We start from the raw sequence: 20,941 nt of genomic DNA, 5'->3' as shown, positions 1-20,941 counted from the left end.
TGGCAGCTCGGCCCATCGATCACAACGTGATTCTCACGGTTCTCGAGCGCCGAATCGCGAAACCTGCGCCCGGTCGATACTGGTGGGTGAGCTTGGACGAGGCGATCAGGGGTTTCGCGCTCCTGTCGCCCCTCGATTTCCATTCGGCGATCACACCTCTTCCGCCATCCTGCGTCGAAGCGATCGCTGACCTCATGGGCGAGACCACGCCCGACCTGGTCGGTGTCGCAGGAGAGGCGACCTCGGCCGCTGCGTTCGCTGCTCGCTGGGGTGAAAGGACCCGAGTGTCGGTCGTGCCCGCTGGGCGCAGCGGATCTACCAGTTGGACGAACTTCACCCACCCTCGATGGTCTCAGGCAGTTTCCGCCAGGCAGCCAATGCGGACCGCGACGTTGATGCGCGTACCGGATTGCCTTCGAGAACGACGTTGGCCAGCCCGGTGATTCTGACCCTGCGTCCGCCGTCGACGAGTCGTTGGTGGGCGGAAGGCCATTGTGGTGCGATCCAGAACCGTTGCGACGGTCGGAATCAGCCGTCCCACAGCGGGTATCGCGGCTCGGCCCGTCTACGCCGCTGTCGCTTCGGCGGCGAGGGTACGGCAGCGCCTGTCGCCGCTGCCTCCCAATGGGTGCGCGACAACGACGACGCCGAGTGCATCCTCTACACACAGCTCTCGAATCCGACGTCCAATGCGATCTATCGGGCTCTCGGCTATGAACCCGCGGGCGACGTCCTGATGTACCGCTTCCGGAACGCGGCGGCGTTCCGCTAGAACAGGCTTGAAGAGCCGAGTTCGAGGCCGCCTACTACCGTCAGACAACCTCGGTCGAGGAGGCCGGGACTCAAACCAACGAGCCTCTATGAAACCCGGGGCGATTCACTCGAGGCCTTGGGCTCCGACCGTTGGGTCGTGGACGGCAACTACCCCGACGTCCAAGATCTCGTTTGGGCGCGAGCGGACACCGTGGTCTGGTTGCCGCCTTCTCCCAACATCCGGAGCTCCACGCCAGTGCCTTCCGGGGCGCCGTGTTCTGAGAGTGCGACAGGTACGGAATGGACGAACGTTGCCAGGACCGCTGTGAGATAACGGGGCTCCATGAGGCCAGGCCGGTCAACCGCCTCCCGGATGTGCTGCTGGTGAACCCAGCGTTCGGTGTACTCGCGTGCAACGTCCATCCAGACGGGTGCAGGTTCTTCGCCAGCCCATGACACACGAGCTTCGAGTGCATCGAGTTCGAGAGTAGCGACATGCTCCTCGAACCAACCCGCGGCCATGTCGATCAGATCGGTAATGAGCTGTGGGCTCAGGCGACGAGCCGCAGCGACCCATTGCTCGTTCAACTCGGCCAACCACTCACCGATGTCATTCCCAACAGTTCGAGACTCGGCAACTCCGTCCCGCCAGCGAGCAACGTTGCTCAGTTCCACACCGAGCAGATGCGACGCGACGTCGCCGACGGTCCAGTCGCCGCACGCTGTGGGAGCGTTCCATTCGTCGAGAGTCAATCCCCGGAGAAGATCCGTCAGTTCGTGCCGAATCTCCGGAAGCAAGTGTGCTGTATCGACCCGCAGCCATCGCACGGACACAGCCTAGGAGTCGACGTACGAATCCATCTCCGATGGGTCTTCGCGACGAGCCGCCGACGTGACAGGATCGGCGCCGTGACCTCGGACGAGATCCTTGATGTGGACCTGCTTGCCTTCGAGCAGGGATCAGCGGAGAAACGCGCCGCGGTGGTCGACGGGGTGCGGCGCAGCCTGGCCACGGGCTTCGTCTACACGAGCCACGACGTGGGTGAGGACCTCCTCGACACCGCCTACGGGATGCTCGCCGAGTTCTTCGACCTTCCCTCCGAGACCAAGCACAGGACCCACGTTCCGGGATCTCACGGCCAGGCGGGATACACGGGTCTTCTCGTCGAGACGGCGGCGGCATCCGACGATGCCGACTGGAAGGAGATGCTCAACTGGGGCCACGCGCTCCCCGAGGCGCATCCGCTGCGTGCCGGTCATCCTCACCGCTACGCGTCGCCCGTGTTCCCCGAGGCCGACGTTCAAGGTATCTCGGAGGTCCTGACGGAGCTCCACGAGCGGCTCAGTGCTCTGCTCCAGCGCTTCCTCCGTGTCATCGCGGTCGGCCTCGGCGCCGACGAGCACGTCTTCGACGAGGCGGTGCGCGACGGCCCCGACCTCACACGGGCGATCCACTACCCGCCGATGGCCCACGCACCGGGAGACAACCACGTGTGGGCCGCCGAGCACGGCGACATCAATCTCATCACGGCTCTCCCGCGAGCGACCGCAGCCGGTCTCCAGGTTCGTAGCGCCGACAGATGGATCGACGTGGCACCGCCCGCCGACCACGCGGTCGTCAACACCGGCATCATGCTCGAGCGCGTGTCGAACGGGGTGATCCCGACGGGTGTCCACCGCGTCGTCGCCGGTCCCGACGCCACCGGTGCGCGCCACTCGCTCGTTCACTTCTGCCACCCGACACCCGACACGGTGCTGGCGCCGCTACCCACCTGCGTCACTCCCGACAGCCCCCCACGACACCTCCCCGTGAGCGCGGGCGCACTCCTCGATCAGGTCCTGTGGGACATCAACCTCGTGGAGGGCGACGCTGATGTCACGCCTCAGATCCGAGGTGAGACGTCGGCAGATGGTTCGGCCGTACCGCCGAGTAGGTCGGACCCTGCGTCGTGACGGCGGAGGAACTCGGCGAGCTCGTCAGCGGGGAGGGGAGGGGAGAAGTACGTGCCTTGGCCGACGTCGCACCCGAGGGTGCGCAGGTTCGCCAACTGCTCGGACGTCTCGACCCCTTCGGCGACGACGCGCAGGTCGAGAGCATGGGCGAGGCTCACGACGGCCGTGACGATGGCCGTGTCCTCGGCGTCGGTGCCAAGGCCGTCGACGAAGGACTGGTCGATCTTCAGCCAGTCCACGGGAAAGCGCTTCAGGTACTCGAGTGAGGAGTAGCCCGTGCCGAAGTCGTCGACGCTCAGCTGCACCCCGAGGGCGCGGAGGGCCTCGAGCGAGAGCAGTGTGGCGTCTCCCTCGTCCATGAGAGCCGTCTCGGTCATCTCGAGGCAGAGCCGTCGGGCGTCGAACGCGGAGTCGGTGAGGGCCGAGGCCACGAGGTCGGGGAGGTCGGGGAGCAGGAACTGGCGGGCCGACAGGTTCACCGACATGGCCAGCCCCGCTCCGACGCCCGCGTCGTCCCATGCACGAGCCTGCCGGCACGCCTCACGGATGGCCCAGGAGCCGAGCGGCACGATGAGACCCGACTCTTCGGCGATGTCGATGAAGTCCACGGGTGCGAGGAGGCCGCGCGTCGGGTGGTCCCACCGCATCAGGGCCTCGACACCGGTGACGGCTCCGGTGTCGAGGTCGACCTCGGGCTGGTAGTGCAGGAGGATCTCGTCGGACTCGAGGGCGTGTCCGAGCTCCTGTTCGATCTCGAGGATTCGCCGCGTCTCCGACCGGGCCTCGGCATCGAAGAACTCGATACGGGACCGCCCGTGTGACTTGGATCGGTACTGGGCCGTGTCGGCATCGCGGAGGAGCGAGTCGGGCGTTGCATGACCGCCGTGGCTCAACGCGATCCCGATACTGGGCGTCACCGACACCGTGGAGGAGGCGACAGCGATCGGCTCCGCCACGGCCGCGTGGATCCGCCGGGCCAGGGTCGCCGCATCGTCGGCGTCGGCGACATCCCGGGCGAGGACCGTGAACTCGTCTCCTCCCATCCGGGCGACCTCGTCGCCCGTTCGCAGCGCAGCCTCGATGCGCTGCGCCGTGATCCGCAGGACCTCGTCACCGGCAGCGTGGCCCAGCGTGTCGTTCACGACCTTGAAGCGGTCCAGGTCGATGAACAGCACCGCGATCCCGGTGCCGGGTTCCTCCAGCGCCACCTCGAGGGTCGCGGCGAAGGCGCTGCGGTTCCAGACCTCGGTGAGGGCATCGTGGCTCGCCTGGTGCGCGAGTCGCGCCGCTGTCGCCTTCCGTTCCGAGACGTCCTCGATCTGGACGATGAAATACGGCTGGGAGGAACCGGATCCGGTGGAGTCCTCCGACACGCGGGAGGCGCTGATCGAGGCCGTCACGGGTGCTCCGTGGGCCTCCACGAAACGCGCCTCGAGAGGCGACGTCACGGGGTCACCCCGCATGAGCGCATCGAGATGGTCGCCGACCCGGTTGACGTCGTCCGCATGGGCGATGGCGTCGAGGCCGGAACCGACCAGCGCATTGGCCGAACGGCTGAGCATCCGGCACAGGGACCGGTTCACGCGCTGGATGGTGTGGTCGCGCCCCACCAGGGCCATGCCGATGGGCGCGTCCTCGAAGGCGCTCCGGAAACGCTCCTCCACGGCTCCGAGACTGCTCGTGGCGTGATCGGCGACCGCCAGGGCCCGCGCGCGCCCTCGCGCGAGGACATAGAGGACGGCGAACATCGCGAGGCCGAGCGACGCGCCCGCCACGAAGATCAGGATCGGCTCGCTCCAGCCGACGGCGGGCGGGGTCTGCATCGATTCGAACCGCATCTCCCATGTGACGCCGTACGCATCGAGGGTTGACGTCGCCTGGAGATGGTCGGCCGGGTCGTCTCCGCCTCCGGCTTCGTCGCGTCCGACGTGCCTTCCCACCGGCGACGAGCCTCCGTCGGACACCATCGACACGTCGACACCGTGCGGGAAGCCCGGGATGACTCCCGCCACGAAGACATCCCCGAGGACCGTCGTCGACACCCATCCCCGCTCAGCTGTGAGGGGGCGGGTCGCGTCGACCGGTCGGAACATGCTGAACACCGTCAGATCGTCGACCTCGCCCGTGTCCGCGAGCGGCACGTCGATCGGTGCCGCAGCCGTCGTCGTGCCCGTCTCGAGGGACCGTTCCATCGCGATCCGGTTCTGGGGAACGGCGCGGTTGTCGATGTTGGGAAGCCGGAGGTTCGACTCGGGGATCGTGACGAGGGGTAGCCAGTAGGTGTCGCGCTCGCCCGGTGGCTCGATCTGCTGTGCCTCGGATCCGGTGATGTTCGCTCGTCTGTCGAGATACTCGGGGAGCTCGACAGGTGACACGACCACGATGTGGCTGAGGCCGAGGGTGCCCGGGCCCAGTGCCGACAGCCATGGTGGTCCCAGGACGGCCGAGCCCCCGTCCTCCGGGACGGGTGTGTCCAGGAAGAGGTGGGCCGCCTCGTCGAGCGCGCCGGCCTGCGTGTCGAGTGCCTCCCGCAGCGCGCGGTTGTAGTGCTCCACGTCGCGGTCGAAGGACCGTCCGAGGTCGCCTGTCATCGTGTGGCGTCGGACCAGGGCCGCGGAACAGGCGGCCACGAGCACCACGGCCAGGGCCACCCACGCCACGACGGTCGTTCCGCGGTTGCGTCGACGGGCCGCCGAGACGTCGCTCACCGGTCTGCTCCGAGCTCGGGTCGGAACGCAGGTGTGACCGCGTCGGGATGGTCACCCGACTCCACGACCAGATCCTCGCCGACGACCACGTGGATGCGGTTCCGACCCTCCTGCTTGGCTTCGTACATGGCACCGTCCGCTTCGCGCACCAACGTCTCCGCGGTGTCCTCGAGGTCGTCGGCCAGCACCACGCCGATGCTGACACCGACGACCGCCTCACCGTCGGCGAGAGTCACGGGTGTGGTCAGCGCGTTGCACAACTTCTGGGCCACCGTCAGGACCTGGTCCTGGTCGACGTCCTCGCAGAGCACGGTGAACTCGTCGCCGCCGTAGCGGGCGACGGTGTCGCTGGCCCGCAGTGCCCGTCGAAACCGCTCGGCCACGGCGGCAAGGACGTTGTCGCCGGCGGCATGGCCCCACCGGTCGTTGATGGCCTTGAAGTGGTCGAGATCGACGAACATCACGGCCGGTGTCGCACCGTCGCGCGTGCGGCGGGCCAGCACGACCTCGAGGCGGTCCATGAAGAGCGCGCGGTTCGGAAGCCCGGTGAGCGGGTCGTGCGTGGCCTGGTGCGCGAGTTGGGCCTCGAGGGCGTGCCGTTCGGTGATGTCGTCGATCTGCCCCACGATGAAGCTGGACTGGGGATCGACACCGGGAATCAGGGAGAGGGCCAGTGCCGTCCAGACCACGCTGCCGTCGGGAAGGTCGAACCGACGTTTCAGCGGTGCCGTGTCGATCTCCCCGGCGAGGAGCCGATGTGTCGTCTCGTCACCCATCACGGAGTCCTCGTGGGGGAGGAGATCGTCGATCGGTGAGCCGACCATGTCGTGGCCCGCCCGGCCGAGAAGGGAGCATGCCGACCGGTTCACGCGAAGCACGGTTCCGTCGTCGGCGAGCAGGACCATTCCGATGGCCGCGTTCTCGAAGGCGGTCCGGAAGAGCGCAGCGGCGGCACTCAGGGAGCTCGTCGCATCGCGCACAGCCTCGAGGGCGTGAGCCCGGCTGCGAGCCAGGGCGTAGACGAATCCGAACAGCAGGAACGACACGAGGAGACCACCACCGAGCACCAGCCATGGCGACGGCCCGCTCGGGGCGCTGAAGCCGCCGAGCGCCCGGAAGTCCGCGACCCATGTCCGGCCTGCTGCCTCGATGGTGCGGGTGGCTGTGAGGCCCTCACGGGGACCTTCGTCGGCGAGCGAGGCCGTGGAGGCAGCGAAGGCGGGTTCGTCGTCGCCTTCGGAGAGCGACACGGCGATGTCGGACGCGCCCGCTCCCCGAGCTACGTCGATGAGCACGTCCGGGTAGAAGGCCACCGAGACCGCTCCGGCGAGCGCGGCGGAGCGCTCGGCCGGCGTCTTCGGGACGATGGGTGTGTCGTAGAGCGGGTTGGTGAGAACCACGAGGTCCTTGTCGTCGAGCGAGCTGGGGGTGATCTCGAAGGTCGTCTGGGGCAGCGGCTCGCTGAGCGCGGGTTCACCGCTCCGGACGGCGCGAGGCAGCGCCTCGTCCGCGGGGGCGTAGAACCGCCCGTCGACGCCGACCGCTCCCGATCGGAGGGCCGCGGGCGCGGCGTGGACGCCGATCTGGTAGTCGCCGTCGGGTGGGCCGAGGTCCGCATCCTTGAGGAGGAGTCCGCCGTACTTCGGGTCGATGAGGGTCTTCTCGAATGCCGCGAGGTCGTCCGGGGCCACGCTCTCGGTCACGAGCACGGCGTACGTTCCCGGAAGGGTCACCCCGAGGCGCTCCTCGTCGACGGCATCGAGGAACTGCTCCCGATCGAACGTCCCGTCGGGACCGGCTTCGCCGGTGATCCGGGTCACGAGATCCTCGTAGCGGTGGATCCCCTCCTCGATCCCCGCCTCCACGATGTCCGCCTGCTCCTCGAGCTCGCGCTCGGCGGCGGACTGGCGGGAGTTCCAGGACTGGAAGAAGGCCAGCAGTGTGGCCGACAGGAGAACGGCGAGCAGGGCCCAGGCCGCGACGGTGCCGCGACCGCGTCCGGCTGCCGCGGACGGCTCGGTGCGCTCGGGCTGTCGTGCCTGCACCCGTTTCCCCTCGTCGCTCAGGGTTTCTGTCGGTGCGGCGAGCCTCGATCTGAGCGTCGGACGACACCAAAGGCACAAAGAACGACGTGGAACAAAAGGTGTAAAGCTTCGCGGGCTGCCGGCGGCTGCCGCCGGCGGTGCCGGTCAGCTGTCGAGGACCTCACGTGCGGCGACCGGGGGAAGCAGCCCGCCGTCGGCCACGGCGGCTTCCGCCTGCTCGAGCCGACGGGCCACCTCGGGATCGGAGCGCAGGCGCTCGAGCATCGTGTCGGTCAGCTCCGACCACATCCACGCCCGTGCCTGGTCGGCACGCCGGGCGTCGAAGCCACCCGAACGCGTGAGTGCATCGCGGAAGGTGCCGATGGCATCCCACAGCTCGTCGATGCCCTTCCGTTCGAGCGCCGAGCACTCGAGAACCCGTGGTGTCCAGGCGTCCGAGCGCACACGGACGAACGCCAGTGCGGCGGCGTAGTCGGCCGCGGCGCGGTGCGCCGCGGCTTCGAGGTCACCGTCGGCCTTGTTGACCACGAGGAGATCGGCCAGCTCGACGATTCCCCGCTTGATGCCCTGGAGCTCGTCACCCGCTCCGGGAGCGAGGACGACCGTGAACATGTCGACCATGTCCGAGACGGTGACCTCCGACTGCCCGACGCCGACGGTCTCGACGAGCACGACGTCGTAGCCCGCCGCCTCACAGCAGAGCATCGCCTCCCGCGTCCGCCGTGCCACGCCGCCGAGGGTCCCTCCGGTCGGTGACGGGCGGATGAAGGCGCGATCGCTGCGCCCGAGCTCGCTCATTCGTGTCTTGTCGCCGAGGATCGACCCACCCGTGCGGGTACTCGACGGGTCGACGGCGAGCACCGCCACGCGGTGGTCCCGCTCCACCGCGTGCAGCCCCAACGCCTCGATGAGTGTGGACTTTCCGGTGCCCGGTGCCCCGGACACCCCGACACGGATGGACTGTCCGGTGGCGTCGAACAGCTCCGCGAGCAGTGCCTCGGCGTCGCTGCGGTGGTCGGTGCGGGTGGATTCCACCAGCGTGATGGCCCGGGCGAGCGCGGTGCGGTCACCGCCGCGCACCGCCGCCGCCAGACCGGTTGTGTCGCTCACTCCGCGCCCACGAGGTCGAGCACGCGACCTGCCGCGGGGAGGATGTTTGTGCCGGGGCCGAAGACCGCACCCACGCCCGCCTCCTCGAGGGCGGGATGGTCCCGGGGAGGGATCACACCGCCGCACACGACAACGATGTTCTCGCCACCGATCTTGCGCAGATGGGCGATCAGCTCCGGGACCAGCGTGAGGTGCCCGGCAGCCTGGCTCGACACGCCGACCACGTGCACGTCGTGCTCGACGGCGTCGCGCGCTGCCTCCTCGGGTGTCTGGAAGAGGGGTCCGACATCGACGTCGAAACCGAGGTCGGCGAACGCCGTGGCGATCACCTTCGCACCACGGTCGTGGCCGTCCTGGCCGAGCTTCACGACCAGCATTCGCGGTTGACGCCCCGTGGAAACGGCGAACCTGTCGACGCGTTCACGCAACGCCTGATAGGCAGCGTCGCCTTCGTACTCGGAGCCGTACACGCCCGAGATGCTACGGACCGTCGCCCGGTGGCGTGAGAACACCTCCTCGAGTGCGTCGGAGATCTCCCCGACGGTCGCACGGGCGCGGGTGGCCTCGATACTGAGCGCGAGGAGATTGGCGTCACCCCGGGCGCCCTCGGTGAGTGCTGCCAGCGCGGCACGGAGGTGGTCCTCGTCACGCGACGCGCGCAGCCTCGCGAGCCGTTCGATCTGCCGGTTCCGGACGGCCGTGTTGTCGATGTCGCGGATGTCGACAGGCTCGTCGTCGTCGGGTTGGTACCTGTTGACGCCGACGACGACATCCTCACCGCGGTCGACACGGGCCTGGCGGCGTGCCGCGCTCTCCTCGATACGGAGCTTGGGGAGGCCCTGCTCCACCGCGGCCGTCATGCCGCCGAGCTCCTCCACCTCGTCGATGAGCTTCCATGCCTCGGTGGCCAGGCTGTCGGTGAGCGACTCGATGTAGTAGCTGCCACCGAGTGGGTCGACGACGTCGGTGACCCCTGTTTCCTCGGCGAGGATCAACTGCGTGTTGCGCGCGATGCGAGCGGAGAACTCCGACGGGAGAGCGAGCGCCTCGTCGAAGGAGTTGGTGTGGAGGCTCTGCGTTCCCCCGAGAACAGCCGCCATTGCCTCGAAGGCCGTTCGCACGATGTTGTTGTAGGGGTCGTGCTCGGTGAGCGAGACACCAGAGGTCTGGCAGTGGGTGCGCAGCATGAGGGAGCGGGGATCCTTCGCCCCGAAGTCCCTCATCATCTGAGCCCACATGAGTCGCGCCGCGCGCAGCTTGGCGACCTCCATGAACACGTTCATGCCGATGGCGAAGAAGAACGACAGCCGGCCCGCGAACCGGTCGATGTCGAGGCCCCGGTCGAGTGCCGCCCGGACGTACTCGCGGCCGTCGGCCAGGGTGTAGGCGAGCTCCTGGACAGTGGTCGCTCCCGCCTCCTGCATGTGGTAGCCGGAGATCGAGATGGAGTTGAAGCGCGGCATCTCGGCCGCGGTGTACTCGATGATGTCGGCGACGATCCGCATGCTCGGCTCGGGCGGGTAGATGTAGGTGTTGCGGACCATGAACTCCTTGAGGATGTCGTTCTGGATCGTGCCGGTGAGCTGGTCGTGGGCGACGCCCTGCTCCTCGGCCGCCACGACGTAGCCCGCCATGACGGGAAGCACCGCCCCGTTCATGGTCATCGACACGCTCATCTCGTCGAGTGGGATCCCGTCGAAGAGGATCTGCATGTCCTCGACCGAGTCGATCGCCACACCGGCCTTCCCGACGTCGCCCACCACGCGGGGATGGTCACTGTCGTAGCCGCGGTGGGTCGCGAGGTCGAAGGCGACCGAGAGCCCCTTCTGGCCCGCCGCCAGGTTGCGGCGGTAGAAGGCGTTGGACTCCTCGGCCGTGGAGAAACCGGCGTACTGGCGGATCGTCCACGGTCGGTTGGCGTACATCGTGGCGCGCACGCCCCGGGTGAACGGCTCGAAGCCCGGGAGCGTCGGGATGTCGCCCAGGCTCTCGAGATCGGCTGCCGTGTAGAGCGGCTTGATCGGGATTCCCTCGGGGGACTCGCGGACCATCGCGTCGGGGTCGCCCCCGGTCTCCCGGGCGGCCAGGTCGTGCCAGTCGTCGAGAGACGGCTCACCGGGCCCGTCCCCGGGATCGGCCCACCGGTCGTTTTCTGCCACGTCGTCTCCTGCTCCGCCGGCTCACAGTGATCACGCTGTTCACCGTGAGCGCGCTGTCGCCGGTCAGGCTAGATGTGGCGACCGCGGTTGGGCGAGGTGAGCAGGCGCCTCCGGTACGATTCGGCGTGATTTCAGGCGGACAGGAACTGTCAACCGGCGCGCCGCAACGGGCGGCGTGCGTCGGCGAGGGCGTCGCGGGCCCGGGCGACACCCTGTCGACCGACGGTGCGGGCGCGCCGCGAGAGGTGCCACGGGTTCGTGGACTCGCTCACGAGCACGAGCTGGCTCGGCCGGGTGGGCGGCGCGTCCGACCCGGCGCCGGTCGGCCGCCTGCGTGGCCTCGGGGGAATGGATCTCGTCGGTGCCATGGTCTGATCCTCGCGTCCGGGTGTGACAGCCATCCCGGCTCGGGGGCTCCCCTTCGACAACGACGTCACGGTGCGGAGGGTTCCTGACATGCCCTGTCGCCCACGACGGGTGGTCGTCGTGGCGCTCATCGTGATGGCGGTGGCATCGTCGTGCGGAGGGTCGTCGTCACCCACCGATCTCGACGCAGATACGACCGAGGCCCTCGACGAGGCCACGGACCGGTGGCTCGACCGGTACCAGGAGGTCGCCGACGGCGTCGACGAGATTCCGGAACCGGCCCCCGCCTTCGTCGGTGCCGTGTGGGCCGAGTCGCGAGCCGCCGCCGAGACCGCCGCCCGGCTGCGTGACGACGGGGAGGTGGCCGGCGCCTACCGCGCCGCCGTTCGCGCCGCCGCCATGGCGACCGGTGTGGGAGCGCTCGCCGACGCCTACGGCGTTCTCGTGGAGCAGGGGCCGGTGGCGTTCGGGGAGCTGATCGCGACCGGCGACACGGCGGGGGAGGAGGTCGGGGCCGAGCTCGTCGAGCTCCTGCGCTTCGAGCCGTCCAACGTGAGCCAGGCCGCCGCTCTCACGGCCGGCTACGCCACGGCCCTCGACGCCGCCAGCCTTGCGCTCCTGGGCGTCGAGCTCCTCGAACGACCCGGCCGCGACGCCGAGGAGCAGCTGTGGCTCCACTCGCTCACCGGCTTCTACTTCGCCGTCGCGCCGGTCCTCGCCGAGGCTGCAGCAGAGCAGGTGGAGCTGGGGTCGGATCTCGACGGTCCTCCCATCCGAGGCGACGCGTACGCGGCCGGCGACGTGCTCCGGGCGGCGGCCGAGACCGACCTCTCCCGCTTCCAGGACGAGGTGGTCGGGGGCGCGGCGCGGGCGGCAGGCACCGAGAACGGGCCGGTGATCGACGCGTTGGCCGGCTACGACCTCGACTACTCGCTGGCCGTGGCGAACCTCCATCTGCTCGAGGTGCTCGACGACGTGTTCGGCGGTGCCCCGAACGAGCAGTACGCGTTGCTCGGCGGAGCGCTGTCGGCCTACGAGCGGGTACGCGCGCTCAACGCCCGCTACGCGCACTACGGCTGGATGCTCGACGAGAGCCTCTCCGTCAGCCGCGACCCCGATCCGCAGACGGTGTTCGAGGCCCGGATCGCCGCGGAACAGCGACTCGACGCATCACTGGAGTGGCTCCGCGACAGCGAGATCGTTCCTGTCGACGTCATCGCGCGCCTCGAAGCCGGCCGCGTCGTTTCCGGCGACGGCGACAGCGCCGACGAGGTGTCACCCGATGTGGGAGTGGACGACGTCGGGGCGTTGAGCGCGCTCTGGGGGGCCGAGACGACCGCTGCTGTGCTCGCGTACCTCGGCGGTATCGACGGGTCGGTGCCCGAACGCGAGCCGTAGACTGACGGGGTGACCGGTCCAGGCACGATCTACCTCGACAATGCGGCGACCACCCCGATGCGCCCGGCGGCCCGTGAGGCCGTCGAGGCGGCGATGCGCGACGACTTCGGCAACGCATCGGGGGTCCACGCCGTCGCGCGTCGGGCCAGAACGGCCCTCGAGGAGGCGCGCGAAACGGTGGCGGCGGGGTTGGGGTGCCGGCCCGGCGAGGTCGTCTTCACGTCCGGGGGCACGGAGTCCGACAACCTCGGCGTGAAGGGCGCCGCCCGGGCCGCCCGCGCCGACGGCCGCGGCGACGGTGTCGTCACGACGACCATCGAGCACAAGGCCGTGCTGGCGTCGTGCGACCGCCTGGCCTCCGAGGGGTTCCGGGTGACACGCGTGGGTGCCGACGGAGGCGGTGTCGTCGATCTCGAGAGTCTCGCCTCCGCTCTCGACGAGAAGACGGCGGTGGTGTCGGTGATGCTCGTCAACAACGAGGTGGGGACGATCCAGCCGCTCGACGCCGTGGCCGACCTCGTTGCCGAGCGCAGCCCGCGCGCTGTGCTCCACACGGATGCCGTCCAGGCCGTTCCATGGGTCGATGTCGAGGCGGCCGCGGCACGGGCGCACCTCGTGGCCGTGTCCGCGCACAAGTTCGGTGGCCCCAAGGGCGTCGGCGCGCTCGTCGTACGGGAGGGAACACGACTCGTTCCCGAGCTCGAGGGCGGTGGCCACGAGAACGGCCTCCGCTCGGGCACCTACAACGTGGCCGGTGCCGTGGGGATGGCGGCCGCGCTCGAGGAGACGGTCACCGACCGTCCCGCCGACGTCGAGCGCATCGGTTCTCTTCGCGATCGATTGGCTGCGGGACTCCTCGACGCGGTGCGGGGCTCGTGGAGCAACGGCGACCCGCTCCGCAGGATCGCGGGGAACTGCCACATCGGCTTCCCCGGGATGGAGGTCGAGATGTTGCTCCTGGCCTTCGACCAGGCGGGGCTGTGCGCCGCCGCCGGATCGGCGTGCCAGTCGGGGTCGATCGACCCGTCGTACGTCCTCCTCGAGATGGGCCTGGAGCGGCGCGACGCACTCGCGTCGGTGCGGTTCAGCCTCGGCTGGGCCACGACCGAGGCCGACGTCGACGCCGCGCTCACTGTCATTCCCGACTGCGTGGGGCGCCTGCGTCCCGCACGTCGCCGCTGAGGTCGCGCCATGCGTGTTCTCGTGGCCATGAGCGGCGGTGTCGACTCCTCGGTGGCCGCGGCCCTCCTGCGGGACCAGGGCCACGACGTCACCGGCGTCACTCTGAAGCTGTGGGGAGGGCCGAGCGCCTCGGGGTGCTGCTCGGTCTCCGACGTCGAGGACGCCCGCCGCGTTGCGGCACAACTCGGCGTCCCGCACTACGTGTTCAACATGGCCGACGAGTTCGAGTCGGCCGTGGTGACCCCCTACGTCGACGCCTACGCGTCGGGCCGCACCCCCAACCCGTGCGTGGAGTGCAACCGCTCCATCAAGTTCGGGCAGCTGGCCGAACGGGCCGACGAGTTGGGGTTCGACGCGGTCGCGACCGGTCACCACGCCCGCGTGCGGCGCACCCGGGAGGGATTCACGCTGGAGCGCGGCGTCGACGCCGCCAAGGACCAGTCGTACGTCCTCTACATGCTCGGCCAGCGCGAGCTGCGCCGCCTGCTCCTCCCCGTCGGCGAGATGACGAAGGCGGAGGTGCGACGCCGGGCGGCGGACCTCGAACTGCGGACCGCCGACAAGGCCGAGAGCATGGAGGTGTGCTTCGTGCGCTCCGGCAGTCGTGTCGAGTTCCTCGAGGAGCGCGTCCCGCCACGACCGGGGTGGATCGCCGACACCGACGGCACGCGTCTGGCACGACACCGTGGCGTGGGTGGCTTCACGGTGGGGCAGCGACGCGGGCTCGGCGTGGCCCGGGGTGAGCGGGCGTATGTGGTCGACGTCGATGCGGCCAGTGCCACCGTCACGATCGGGTCGCGTGACGATCTGTTGCGCCCGGAGGTCGCCGTACGCGATCTACGTTTCGTGTCCGATCCTCTCTCCGCCGGGAGCACCGTCGACGTGCAGGTACGCGCTCATGGGTCGGTCGCGCCGGGAGTCCTCGACGCGGGCCACGTGCACTTCGACTCGCCACAGCCCCGTGTCGCCCCCGGGCAGGTCGTGGCGTTCTACGACGGCCCGACACTGCTCGGCGGGGCCCTCGCCGCCTGAGCACGCGGCAGCCGGCCTCTACACGCGCCGGGGCCGCCGGTGGGCGTACACGTCGCCGAGCTCCGGTCCTCCCAGGGGAGCCACCAGGAGGGCGGAGGCGTCCGTCGGGGTGAGCGTCCGGTGGCGCCGGACTCTCGGCATGAGCGTGGCCGGTTCCGACAGATCGATCCGCACGGACCGTGCAACGGCACCCAGCCGCAGGTCCATGACGTCCGTCCCGCCGTCGACGCGCACCGGGGCCCTGCCGATACGGGCGATCTGGGCGTGGGTGAGCAGTGGTGGCTCCGCGAGGGTCATGGGGTCGACGACGACGAGGCCGTTGGGTACGAGAACGACCCAGCGTAGGGAGAGTCCGTGCAGCGAGCGGCCGGCGGCGAACGCGACGGCCAGCCCTGCGACGGTCACGACGGCGCCGAGAGCCCAGCGTCTGTCGCCGAGCAGCAGCGGTCCGCTCGACACCCCGGCGGCGACGAGGGCGACGGCCACGGGCACCGGGCCGAGCAGCAGCCCGGGTGGTGTGCGAAGCGGGAAGCGGCGCTCATCGCCGTAGGCAACCGCGTCGGCACACGCCCGAGCGAAGAAGGCGGACCACACGAGGACGGCGGCCGCGCCGGCTTCGACGACCGCCACCACCTCCACGGCGGACGCGGTGTCGGCCCGGAACGCTGCGAGCGCAACGGCCACTGTGGCAGCGGGGGCTCCGATGCGGGCCACAGTGAGTGCGAGGGGACGAGGGACGAACAGCGCCAGCACGACCGCTCCCCACGCCGCCCACGCCAGGGAGGCGGCCACCACGGCGACACCGCTCGGCCATCCGTCGGCGGCGTCGGCGACAACGGTCCCGGCGGTGACGGGCAGCGCCGCCCACAGAACGCGCAGCAGCCAGATCACTGTCGGGACGTGCTCCTCCGGGAGGTGGACGCTCCGTATACTACGGACCGGTTCCCGGCGGCTCCCGCCCGGGCCGCACCCGGATCGAGGGGTCCTGTGATGGCTGACGACGAAGGCACGAGCGGTCCGCCCACCTCCGGCGCCGGGTCGCCCGACGAGCCGATCACAGCCGTTCCCGCCGACAGCACGACGCCACCCGCCGACAGCCCGGAGCCCGGCGGGGCCGACGTCACCCGGCCCACGCCCGGCGCCGCCGGGGACGCCACACAGGCCGTCCCGGCGGATCCCACCGCGGCCATGCCCGGCGGAGGCGACGGGGGCGCCGGTGTTCCACCGGGCGGCCCGCCCGACGAGCCGGAGGAGCCCGGGAGCTGGCGGAAGCCGGCGCTGATCGCGGCGGCCATCGTCGCGGGAGCTGTGATCGTCGTGCTCATCATCCTCCTCGTCAGCGACTCGGGTGGAGACGGCGACGATACCGATGAGTCGACGACGACCGAGCTCGAGACCACCACCACGTCGCCGCCCCCCCCGACCGATGCTCCGACGACGCAGCCACCGCCGACCCAGGCACCGACGACCACTCAGGCTCCGACGACCACGACGACCCAGCAGAGCACCACGACGACCCAGCAGAGCACGACGACGACGACCTCTGCTCCCTGACGTCGAGGCGGCGCGGGCGCACGCAGCGGCCGCGCGTAGGCTCCGGGGCGATGGCGGTACCCCGGAAGGCCTCAGCGCGCGCGGCGGAGCTGCGAGCGGAGATCGCCGAGCACAACCGTCGCTACTTCGAGCTCGACGCGCCCGTCATCACCGACGCCGACTTCGACGAGCTGATGCAGGAGCTGCGCCGGCTCGAGGCCGAGCATCCCGAGCTCGTCGATCCCGACTCACCCACCCGGCGACCCGGGGGCCGCGCAGCCGCGCACTTCGCCGCCGTCGAGCACCTGGAGCCGATGTTCTCGCTGGACAACGCGTTCGAGCGCTCGGAGCTCGACGCCTGGGGAGAGCGCCTCTCGAAACACCTCGAGGAGCCACCCTCGTTCGTGTGCGAGCCCAAGCTCGACGGAGTGGCGATCTCGCTGCTGTACGAGAACGGGGTGCTCGCCCGCGCCGCCACCCGTGGTGACGGGGCGGTCGGGGAGGACGTCACCCCCAACGCCCTCACGATCGCCGACGTCCCGAAGCGCCTGGCGGGGTCGAGGGTCCCCGGTGTCCTCGAGGTCCGGGGGGAGGTCTACCTGCCGGTTGCCGCCTTCGAGCAGCTCAATCGCCAACAGGACGCCGCCGGTCTCCCGCGCTTCGCCAACCCGCGCAACACCGGTGCCGGGTCCCTGCGCCAGAAGGACCCGGCGGTCACCGCGGGTCGTGACCTCCACGTCTTCTGCTACCAGACCGGGGCCCTCGAGGGAGCTCCCGCACTCGGCAGCCACACGGAGACTCTGGCGTGGCTCACCGAGCTCGGTTTCCGGGTGAACCCGCTGATCGCCCCGGTGGAATCGCTCGACGAGGTGGTCGGGTACTGCGAGCGCATGGAGGCGCAGCGTCACGACCTCGAGTACGAGATCGACGGCGTCGTCGTCAAGGTCGACGACCTCGAGCAGCGCAGGACCCTCGGTTTCACGAGCAAGGCCCCGCGCTGGGCCATCGCCTACAAGTTCCCACCCGAGGAGAAGACGACGACACTCCTCGACATCATGGTGAGCATCGGCCGCACCGGGCGTGCAACGCCCTTCGCCTCGTTGGAGCCTGTGCACATCGCCGGGTCGACGGTCTCGCTGGCGACGCTCCACAACGCCGACGAGGTGGCGCGCAAGGACGTGCGCAAGGGTGACACGGTCGTCGTCCGCAAGGCCGGTGATGTGATCCCCGAGGTCGTCGGACCGGTCCCCGAGGACCGGCGCAAGGGTGCCCGACGGTGGAAGTTCCCCACGACGTGCCCGGTGTGTGGTGAGCCACTCGTACGCCTCGAGACCGAGGTCGACCACCACTGCGTCAACTTCGAGTGCCCCGCGCAGCGCGTGCAGCGGATCGTGCACTTCGCGGGGCGCTCGGGGCTGGACATCGAGGGCCTCGGGGAGGAGCGAGTCGCCCAGTTCGTGGAGGCAGGTCTCCTGAAGGACGCCGGTGACGTCTACGCGCTGAGCGTCGACGATCTCCTGCCGTTGGAGCGGATCGGGCAGCAGTCGGCGGAGAACCTCGTGGCGGCAATCGCCGCGTCGACGCAACGTCCGCTGGCAAAGCTCCTCGTCGCACTCGGGATCCGCCACGTCGGACCGGCAGCGGCCACGGAGCTTGCCGCGCGCCTCGGGCACCTCGACGCGATCGAGAGTGCATCCGAGGCCGAGCTGACGGAGCTCGACGGGATCGGCGCCGTGATCGCCGAGAGCATCGTCCGCTGGTTCGAGAGCGAGTACAACCGCGCCCTCGTCGCCAAGCTGCGCGCCGCCGGCGTGAACCTCGTGGGCCCCGCAGCGCCCGGTCAGGGGTCGGGTGGTGCCGATCTCACGGGTACCACCGTCGTGATCACGGGCTCCTTCGGCGACCGGACCCGCGACGAGATCCGCGACGCTCTCGTGGCCCGCGGGGCGAAGGTGACCGGCAGCGTGTCGGGACGCACCGACTACGTGGTGGCGGGCGAGAGCCCCGGCTCGAAGCTCGCCCGTGCCGAGGAGCTGGGTGTGGCGGTTCTCGACGAGGCGGGTCTCGACGCCCTGCTGGCCGGCGACCTCCCGGCCTGAGCCGGCACCCGGCGACGACCGGCGCCGCACCGGCCGCGTGTCGGGCTTGTACGCCCCACGCCACGTTGGTAGATTTGTCCGGATTGGGCGGTGTCATCGTTCCCGGTCCCGTCTGGGGCCTGGACACCGACGAGGGGAGCACAGGGCAATGCGTCGGATCCTCGTGGGGCTCTCCGCAGTACTGCTCGTGGCGGCAGCGTGCTCGCCGCTCACGCCGCCTGCCGACACGGAGACGCCACCCGACCTGGGCCCGGGCGGCGACGATCCGGCCGGCGGGCCCACCGAGGATCCCGCGCAGCCCGACCCGTCGGCGGAGCCCGCGGCCCCCGGCACCGGACCCCGCGGGGTACCGGCGTGGTGGCAGACACTCCTCGACCGTCTCGAGCAGTACGTTGCCGAGCGACGCGCACAGCCTCCCGGGGCCGGCGCCACCGGTGCCGGAGCGCTCGTCGCGCCGGGCTCCGAGGACCCCGGACCGCTCGGGGCATCCGGCGGCCCCGTCGAAGCCGACACGGGGCAACCTGACCGCCTGGTCGTGGCCGCACTCGACGGTCTCGCCTGCAACCCGCTGGGTGCCGGCGACCCGTCCGTACCGGGTGGCCCGTCGTGCGCCGTCCCGTGGCCGAGCGACCTCTTCCGCACGGCCGCCGGCGTGCTCGACATCCCCGACTCGCTCATCGACCCGGCCACGGTGGCGGAGTATCCCGCCACCATGACGCCCTCCGCGATCATGAACGGCGCCGACGGCTTTCCGGCACTCAGCCCCGTGCTGTTCGAGACCGACCAGCCGATCGACCCCGCCGGCGTCCCTGCCGACGGTGGGAACGCCCTCGTGATCTACGACCTGGGCACCGGCGAGCGCGTCCCGGTGATCGTCGACCTCGACCCCGACGCGGCGAAGCGTGGCGCACCCGACACGATCATCCGCGCGTGGCCGCGCACGCGTTTCGAGTTCGGCCACCACTACGTCGCCGCTCTCACCACCGCGCTTCCCTCCGCCGCCGACCCGTTCATCCGCACGCCCGGTGTCGACGAGGCGCTCGGGGGAACCGGAACACCTCTCGGCGACCGCTTCGACGGCCTGCTCGGCCCCGTCGACGCCGAGTTCACGCGCGACGACATCCTGTCGGTCACCGACTTCACGATCCGTTCCGAGGCCGATGCGGTCGGCGATCTCGACGCCATGGTCGCCACGGTGGGGACGCAGGTCCACGACGTCACCATCAACTCGGTCGACTGGAACATCCTCCTCCCGGGTGTCGATTCGATCGTGAGCGGGACCGTCACCATCAGCGACTTCCGCGACGCCAACGGCGAGATCCACTACCAGCCCGGCGACCAGGGAACGCCGCTCGAGGTCCCCTTCCTCCTCGCGCTCCCCCGCGTCCCTGCCGGATCGTCGGTCCCGGTCGCGCTCTACGGCCACGGCCTCGGCTTCTTCAAGGAGACCTACCTCGCCGCCGTGCTCGCCAACGGACCGCGTGGTGTCGCCACGATCGCCATCGACCATGTGAACCACGGCGACCGTGTGGTCCCCGACGATCCCAACAACGCGCAGATCTTCGACATGCTCAACCCCGGGGACATGGGGCGCGCGACGTCGATCCCGATCCAGTCGACGATCGACCAGGCTTCCCTTCTGCGGGCCGTCCGGACCGAGCTGACAGATCTCGACGTCGCCCCGTTCGACCTTCTGGGGCCGAACGGAGACGGAACGCCCGATCTCGACCTCGACCGGATCATCTACGAGGGCACGTCGCTCGGCGGTGTCCTCGGCACCTCGTTCGTCGCCATGCAACCCGAGATCGACGCCGCCTTCCTGCAGGTCGCGGGCGTCGGCATCACGCACATCCTCAACGAGTCGACCTACTGGACCAAGAAGGACCAGGCCTTCGGGGGAATCGTCGCCTCCAACGCGTCGCCCGGGGACTCGGCGGTCCTCGTCGCACTGGCCCAGCAGCTCGTCGACGCCGGCGACGCCACGAACGTCGCCCACCGCCTCGCCGACAGGCAGCAGCCGGTCGGTCTCGTGTACGCGCACGGCGACACGACGGTCCCGAACTTCGCCAGCGAGCGGCTGGTCTCGCTGGCAGGGCTTCCTCTCTACGGCCTCCAGCAGTACGCCATCCCGTGGCTTCCCGCGCCACGGCCCGACCGACCGACCGACGGTCACGGCGCGTTCCAGATCGATCCCTCCGGGCTCGGTGTGCTCGAAGGCCTCCTCGGGCCGCACCTGTCGTTCCTCGCGGGGCCGCCCATGACGGAGTTCGACCTCTGGCTCGCGACGGTTCTCCCGGTGCAGGAGCCTCCCGTCGACCCGCCCGAACCGCCCGTCGACCCACCCGAGCCCCCCGTCGACCCACCGGAGCCACCGCCCGGGGATCCGCCACCCGGGGATCCGCCGCCCGACTCACCGCCGACGACCGTGCCCACCGACGTGGGTGGTGAGCAGGCGTCCAACACCGGCGGTGACACGTTGCCGTTCACGGGCTGGCTCGGCGGATGGCTGGTGCCGCTCGGCCTGGCGTTGCTCGCCGGCGGTGTGGTGCTGGTCGGCAGCGTGCGGGCCCGGAGGGGTTTCGGCGCCTGAGCGACCCGGCGGC

15 protein-coding genes are annotated in these 20,941 nt (G+C 70.2%); 8 read left to right on the top strand and 7 right to left on the bottom strand.

All coding sequences use genetic code 11. The features are described from left to right. Window positions 1-628: 628 nt before the first annotated feature. Window positions 629-772 carry a hypothetical protein gene (locus tag R3A49_08945; GenBank protein MEZ5170856.1) on the top strand — a complete coding sequence of 48 codons (144 nt, stop codon included), beginning with the start codon at window positions 629-631 and terminating at the stop codon, window positions 770-772. A 149-nt stretch (window positions 773-921) separates the two neighbouring features. Here R3A49_08945 and R3A49_08940 read toward each other — a convergent pair whose 3' ends face one another. Beyond that, window positions 922-1,581, bottom strand: a complete 660-nt coding sequence (locus R3A49_08940; GenBank protein MEZ5170855.1) for a maleylpyruvate isomerase family mycothiol-dependent enzyme — start codon at window positions 1,579-1,581, stop codon at window positions 922-924. 81 nt (window positions 1,582-1,662) lie between these two features. On the opposite strand from R3A49_08940, the gene R3A49_08935 reads away from it, so the two are divergent. Then, window positions 1,663-2,706 carry a 2-oxoglutarate and iron-dependent oxygenase domain-containing protein gene (locus R3A49_08935; GenBank protein MEZ5170854.1) on the top strand — a complete coding sequence of 348 codons (1,044 nt, stop codon included), beginning with the start codon at window positions 1,663-1,665 and terminating at the stop codon, window positions 2,704-2,706. On the opposite strand, the gene R3A49_08930 is transcribed toward R3A49_08935, so the two are convergent. The 5 genes from R3A49_08930 to R3A49_08910 form a co-directional block, all read right to left on the bottom strand. Then, window positions 2,637-5,414 carry an EAL domain-containing protein gene (locus tag R3A49_08930; GenBank protein MEZ5170853.1) on the bottom strand — a complete coding sequence of 926 codons (2,778 nt, stop codon included), beginning with the start codon at window positions 5,412-5,414 and terminating at the stop codon, window positions 2,637-2,639. The two genes, R3A49_08935 and R3A49_08930, sit on opposite strands and share 70 nt — an antisense overlap. After that, window positions 5,411-7,459, bottom strand: coding sequence for a diguanylate cyclase (locus tag R3A49_08925; GenBank protein MEZ5170852.1), 2,049 nt, complete (start codon window positions 7,457-7,459; stop codon window positions 5,411-5,413). The genes R3A49_08930 and R3A49_08925 overlap by 4 nt, the downstream gene beginning before the upstream one ends. Before the next feature lie 144 nt (window positions 7,460-7,603). Next, entirely contained in the window at window positions 7,604-8,569 is a 966-nt protein-coding gene (meaB, locus tag R3A49_08920; protein ID MEZ5170851.1) for a methylmalonyl Co-A mutase-associated GTPase MeaB, read from the bottom strand. After that, window positions 8,566-10,728 carry a methylmalonyl-CoA mutase gene (gene scpA / locus R3A49_08915; protein ID MEZ5170850.1) on the bottom strand — a complete coding sequence of 721 codons (2,163 nt, stop codon included), beginning with the start codon at window positions 10,726-10,728 and terminating at the stop codon, window positions 8,566-8,568. The genes meaB and scpA overlap by 4 nt, the downstream gene beginning before the upstream one ends. A 149-nt stretch (window positions 10,729-10,877) precedes the next feature. Continuing rightward, window positions 10,878-11,096, bottom strand: coding sequence for a hypothetical protein (locus R3A49_08910; GenBank protein MEZ5170849.1), 219 nt, complete (start codon window positions 11,094-11,096; stop codon window positions 10,878-10,880). An 88-nt stretch (window positions 11,097-11,184) separates the two neighbouring features. Here R3A49_08910 and R3A49_08905 point away from each other — a divergent pair, with 88 nt between their 5' ends. From R3A49_08905 to mnmA, 3 genes are read left to right on the top strand one after another with little or no spacing between them, the layout of a single operon-like run. Then, a complete protein-coding gene (locus R3A49_08905) occupies window positions 11,185-12,492 on the top strand; it encodes a hypothetical protein (protein ID MEZ5170848.1) in 1,308 nt (435 codons plus the stop codon). A gap of 9 nt (window positions 12,493-12,501) precedes the next feature. Continuing rightward, entirely contained in the window at window positions 12,502-13,674 is a 1,173-nt protein-coding gene (locus R3A49_08900) for a cysteine desulfurase family protein (protein ID MEZ5170847.1), read from the top strand. Window positions 13,675-13,683: 9 nt separating this feature from the next. Continuing rightward, a complete protein-coding gene (gene mnmA / locus R3A49_08895) occupies window positions 13,684-14,706 on the top strand; it encodes a tRNA 2-thiouridine(34) synthase MnmA (GenBank protein ID MEZ5170846.1) in 1,023 nt (340 codons plus the stop codon). An 18-nt stretch (window positions 14,707-14,724) separates the two neighbouring features. Here the strand turns inward: mnmA and R3A49_08890 are convergent, their stop codons facing one another. Continuing rightward, entirely contained in the window at window positions 14,725-15,597 is an 873-nt protein-coding gene (locus tag R3A49_08890) for a hypothetical protein (GenBank protein MEZ5170845.1), read from the bottom strand. A gap of 99 nt (window positions 15,598-15,696) precedes the next feature. On the opposite strand from R3A49_08890, the gene R3A49_08885 reads away from it, so the two are divergent. The 3 genes from R3A49_08885 to R3A49_08875 all read left to right on the top strand — a co-directional run bounded on the left by R3A49_08885 (window position 15,697) and on the right by R3A49_08875 (window position 20,928). Beyond that, window positions 15,697-16,260 carry a hypothetical protein gene (locus R3A49_08885; GenBank protein MEZ5170844.1) on the top strand — a complete coding sequence of 188 codons (564 nt, stop codon included), beginning with the start codon at window positions 15,697-15,699 and terminating at the stop codon, window positions 16,258-16,260. Window positions 16,261-16,310: 50 nt separating this feature from the next. Then, window positions 16,311-18,338, top strand: a complete 2,028-nt coding sequence (ligA, locus tag R3A49_08880) for an NAD-dependent DNA ligase LigA (protein MEZ5170843.1) — start codon at window positions 16,311-16,313, stop codon at window positions 18,336-18,338. Between the two features lie 148 nt (window positions 18,339-18,486). Beyond that, window positions 18,487-20,928, top strand: a complete 2,442-nt coding sequence (locus tag R3A49_08875; GenBank protein ID MEZ5170842.1) for a hypothetical protein — start codon at window positions 18,487-18,489, stop codon at window positions 20,926-20,928. Window positions 20,929-20,941: the final 13 nt, after the last annotated feature.

Source organism: Acidimicrobiia bacterium (genome assembly GCA_041394025.1).
Lineage (GTDB): Bacteria > Actinomycetota > Acidimicrobiia > IMCC26256 > JAOSJL01 > JAOSJL01.
This window is presented reverse-complemented; position numbering and strand designations above follow the sequence as displayed.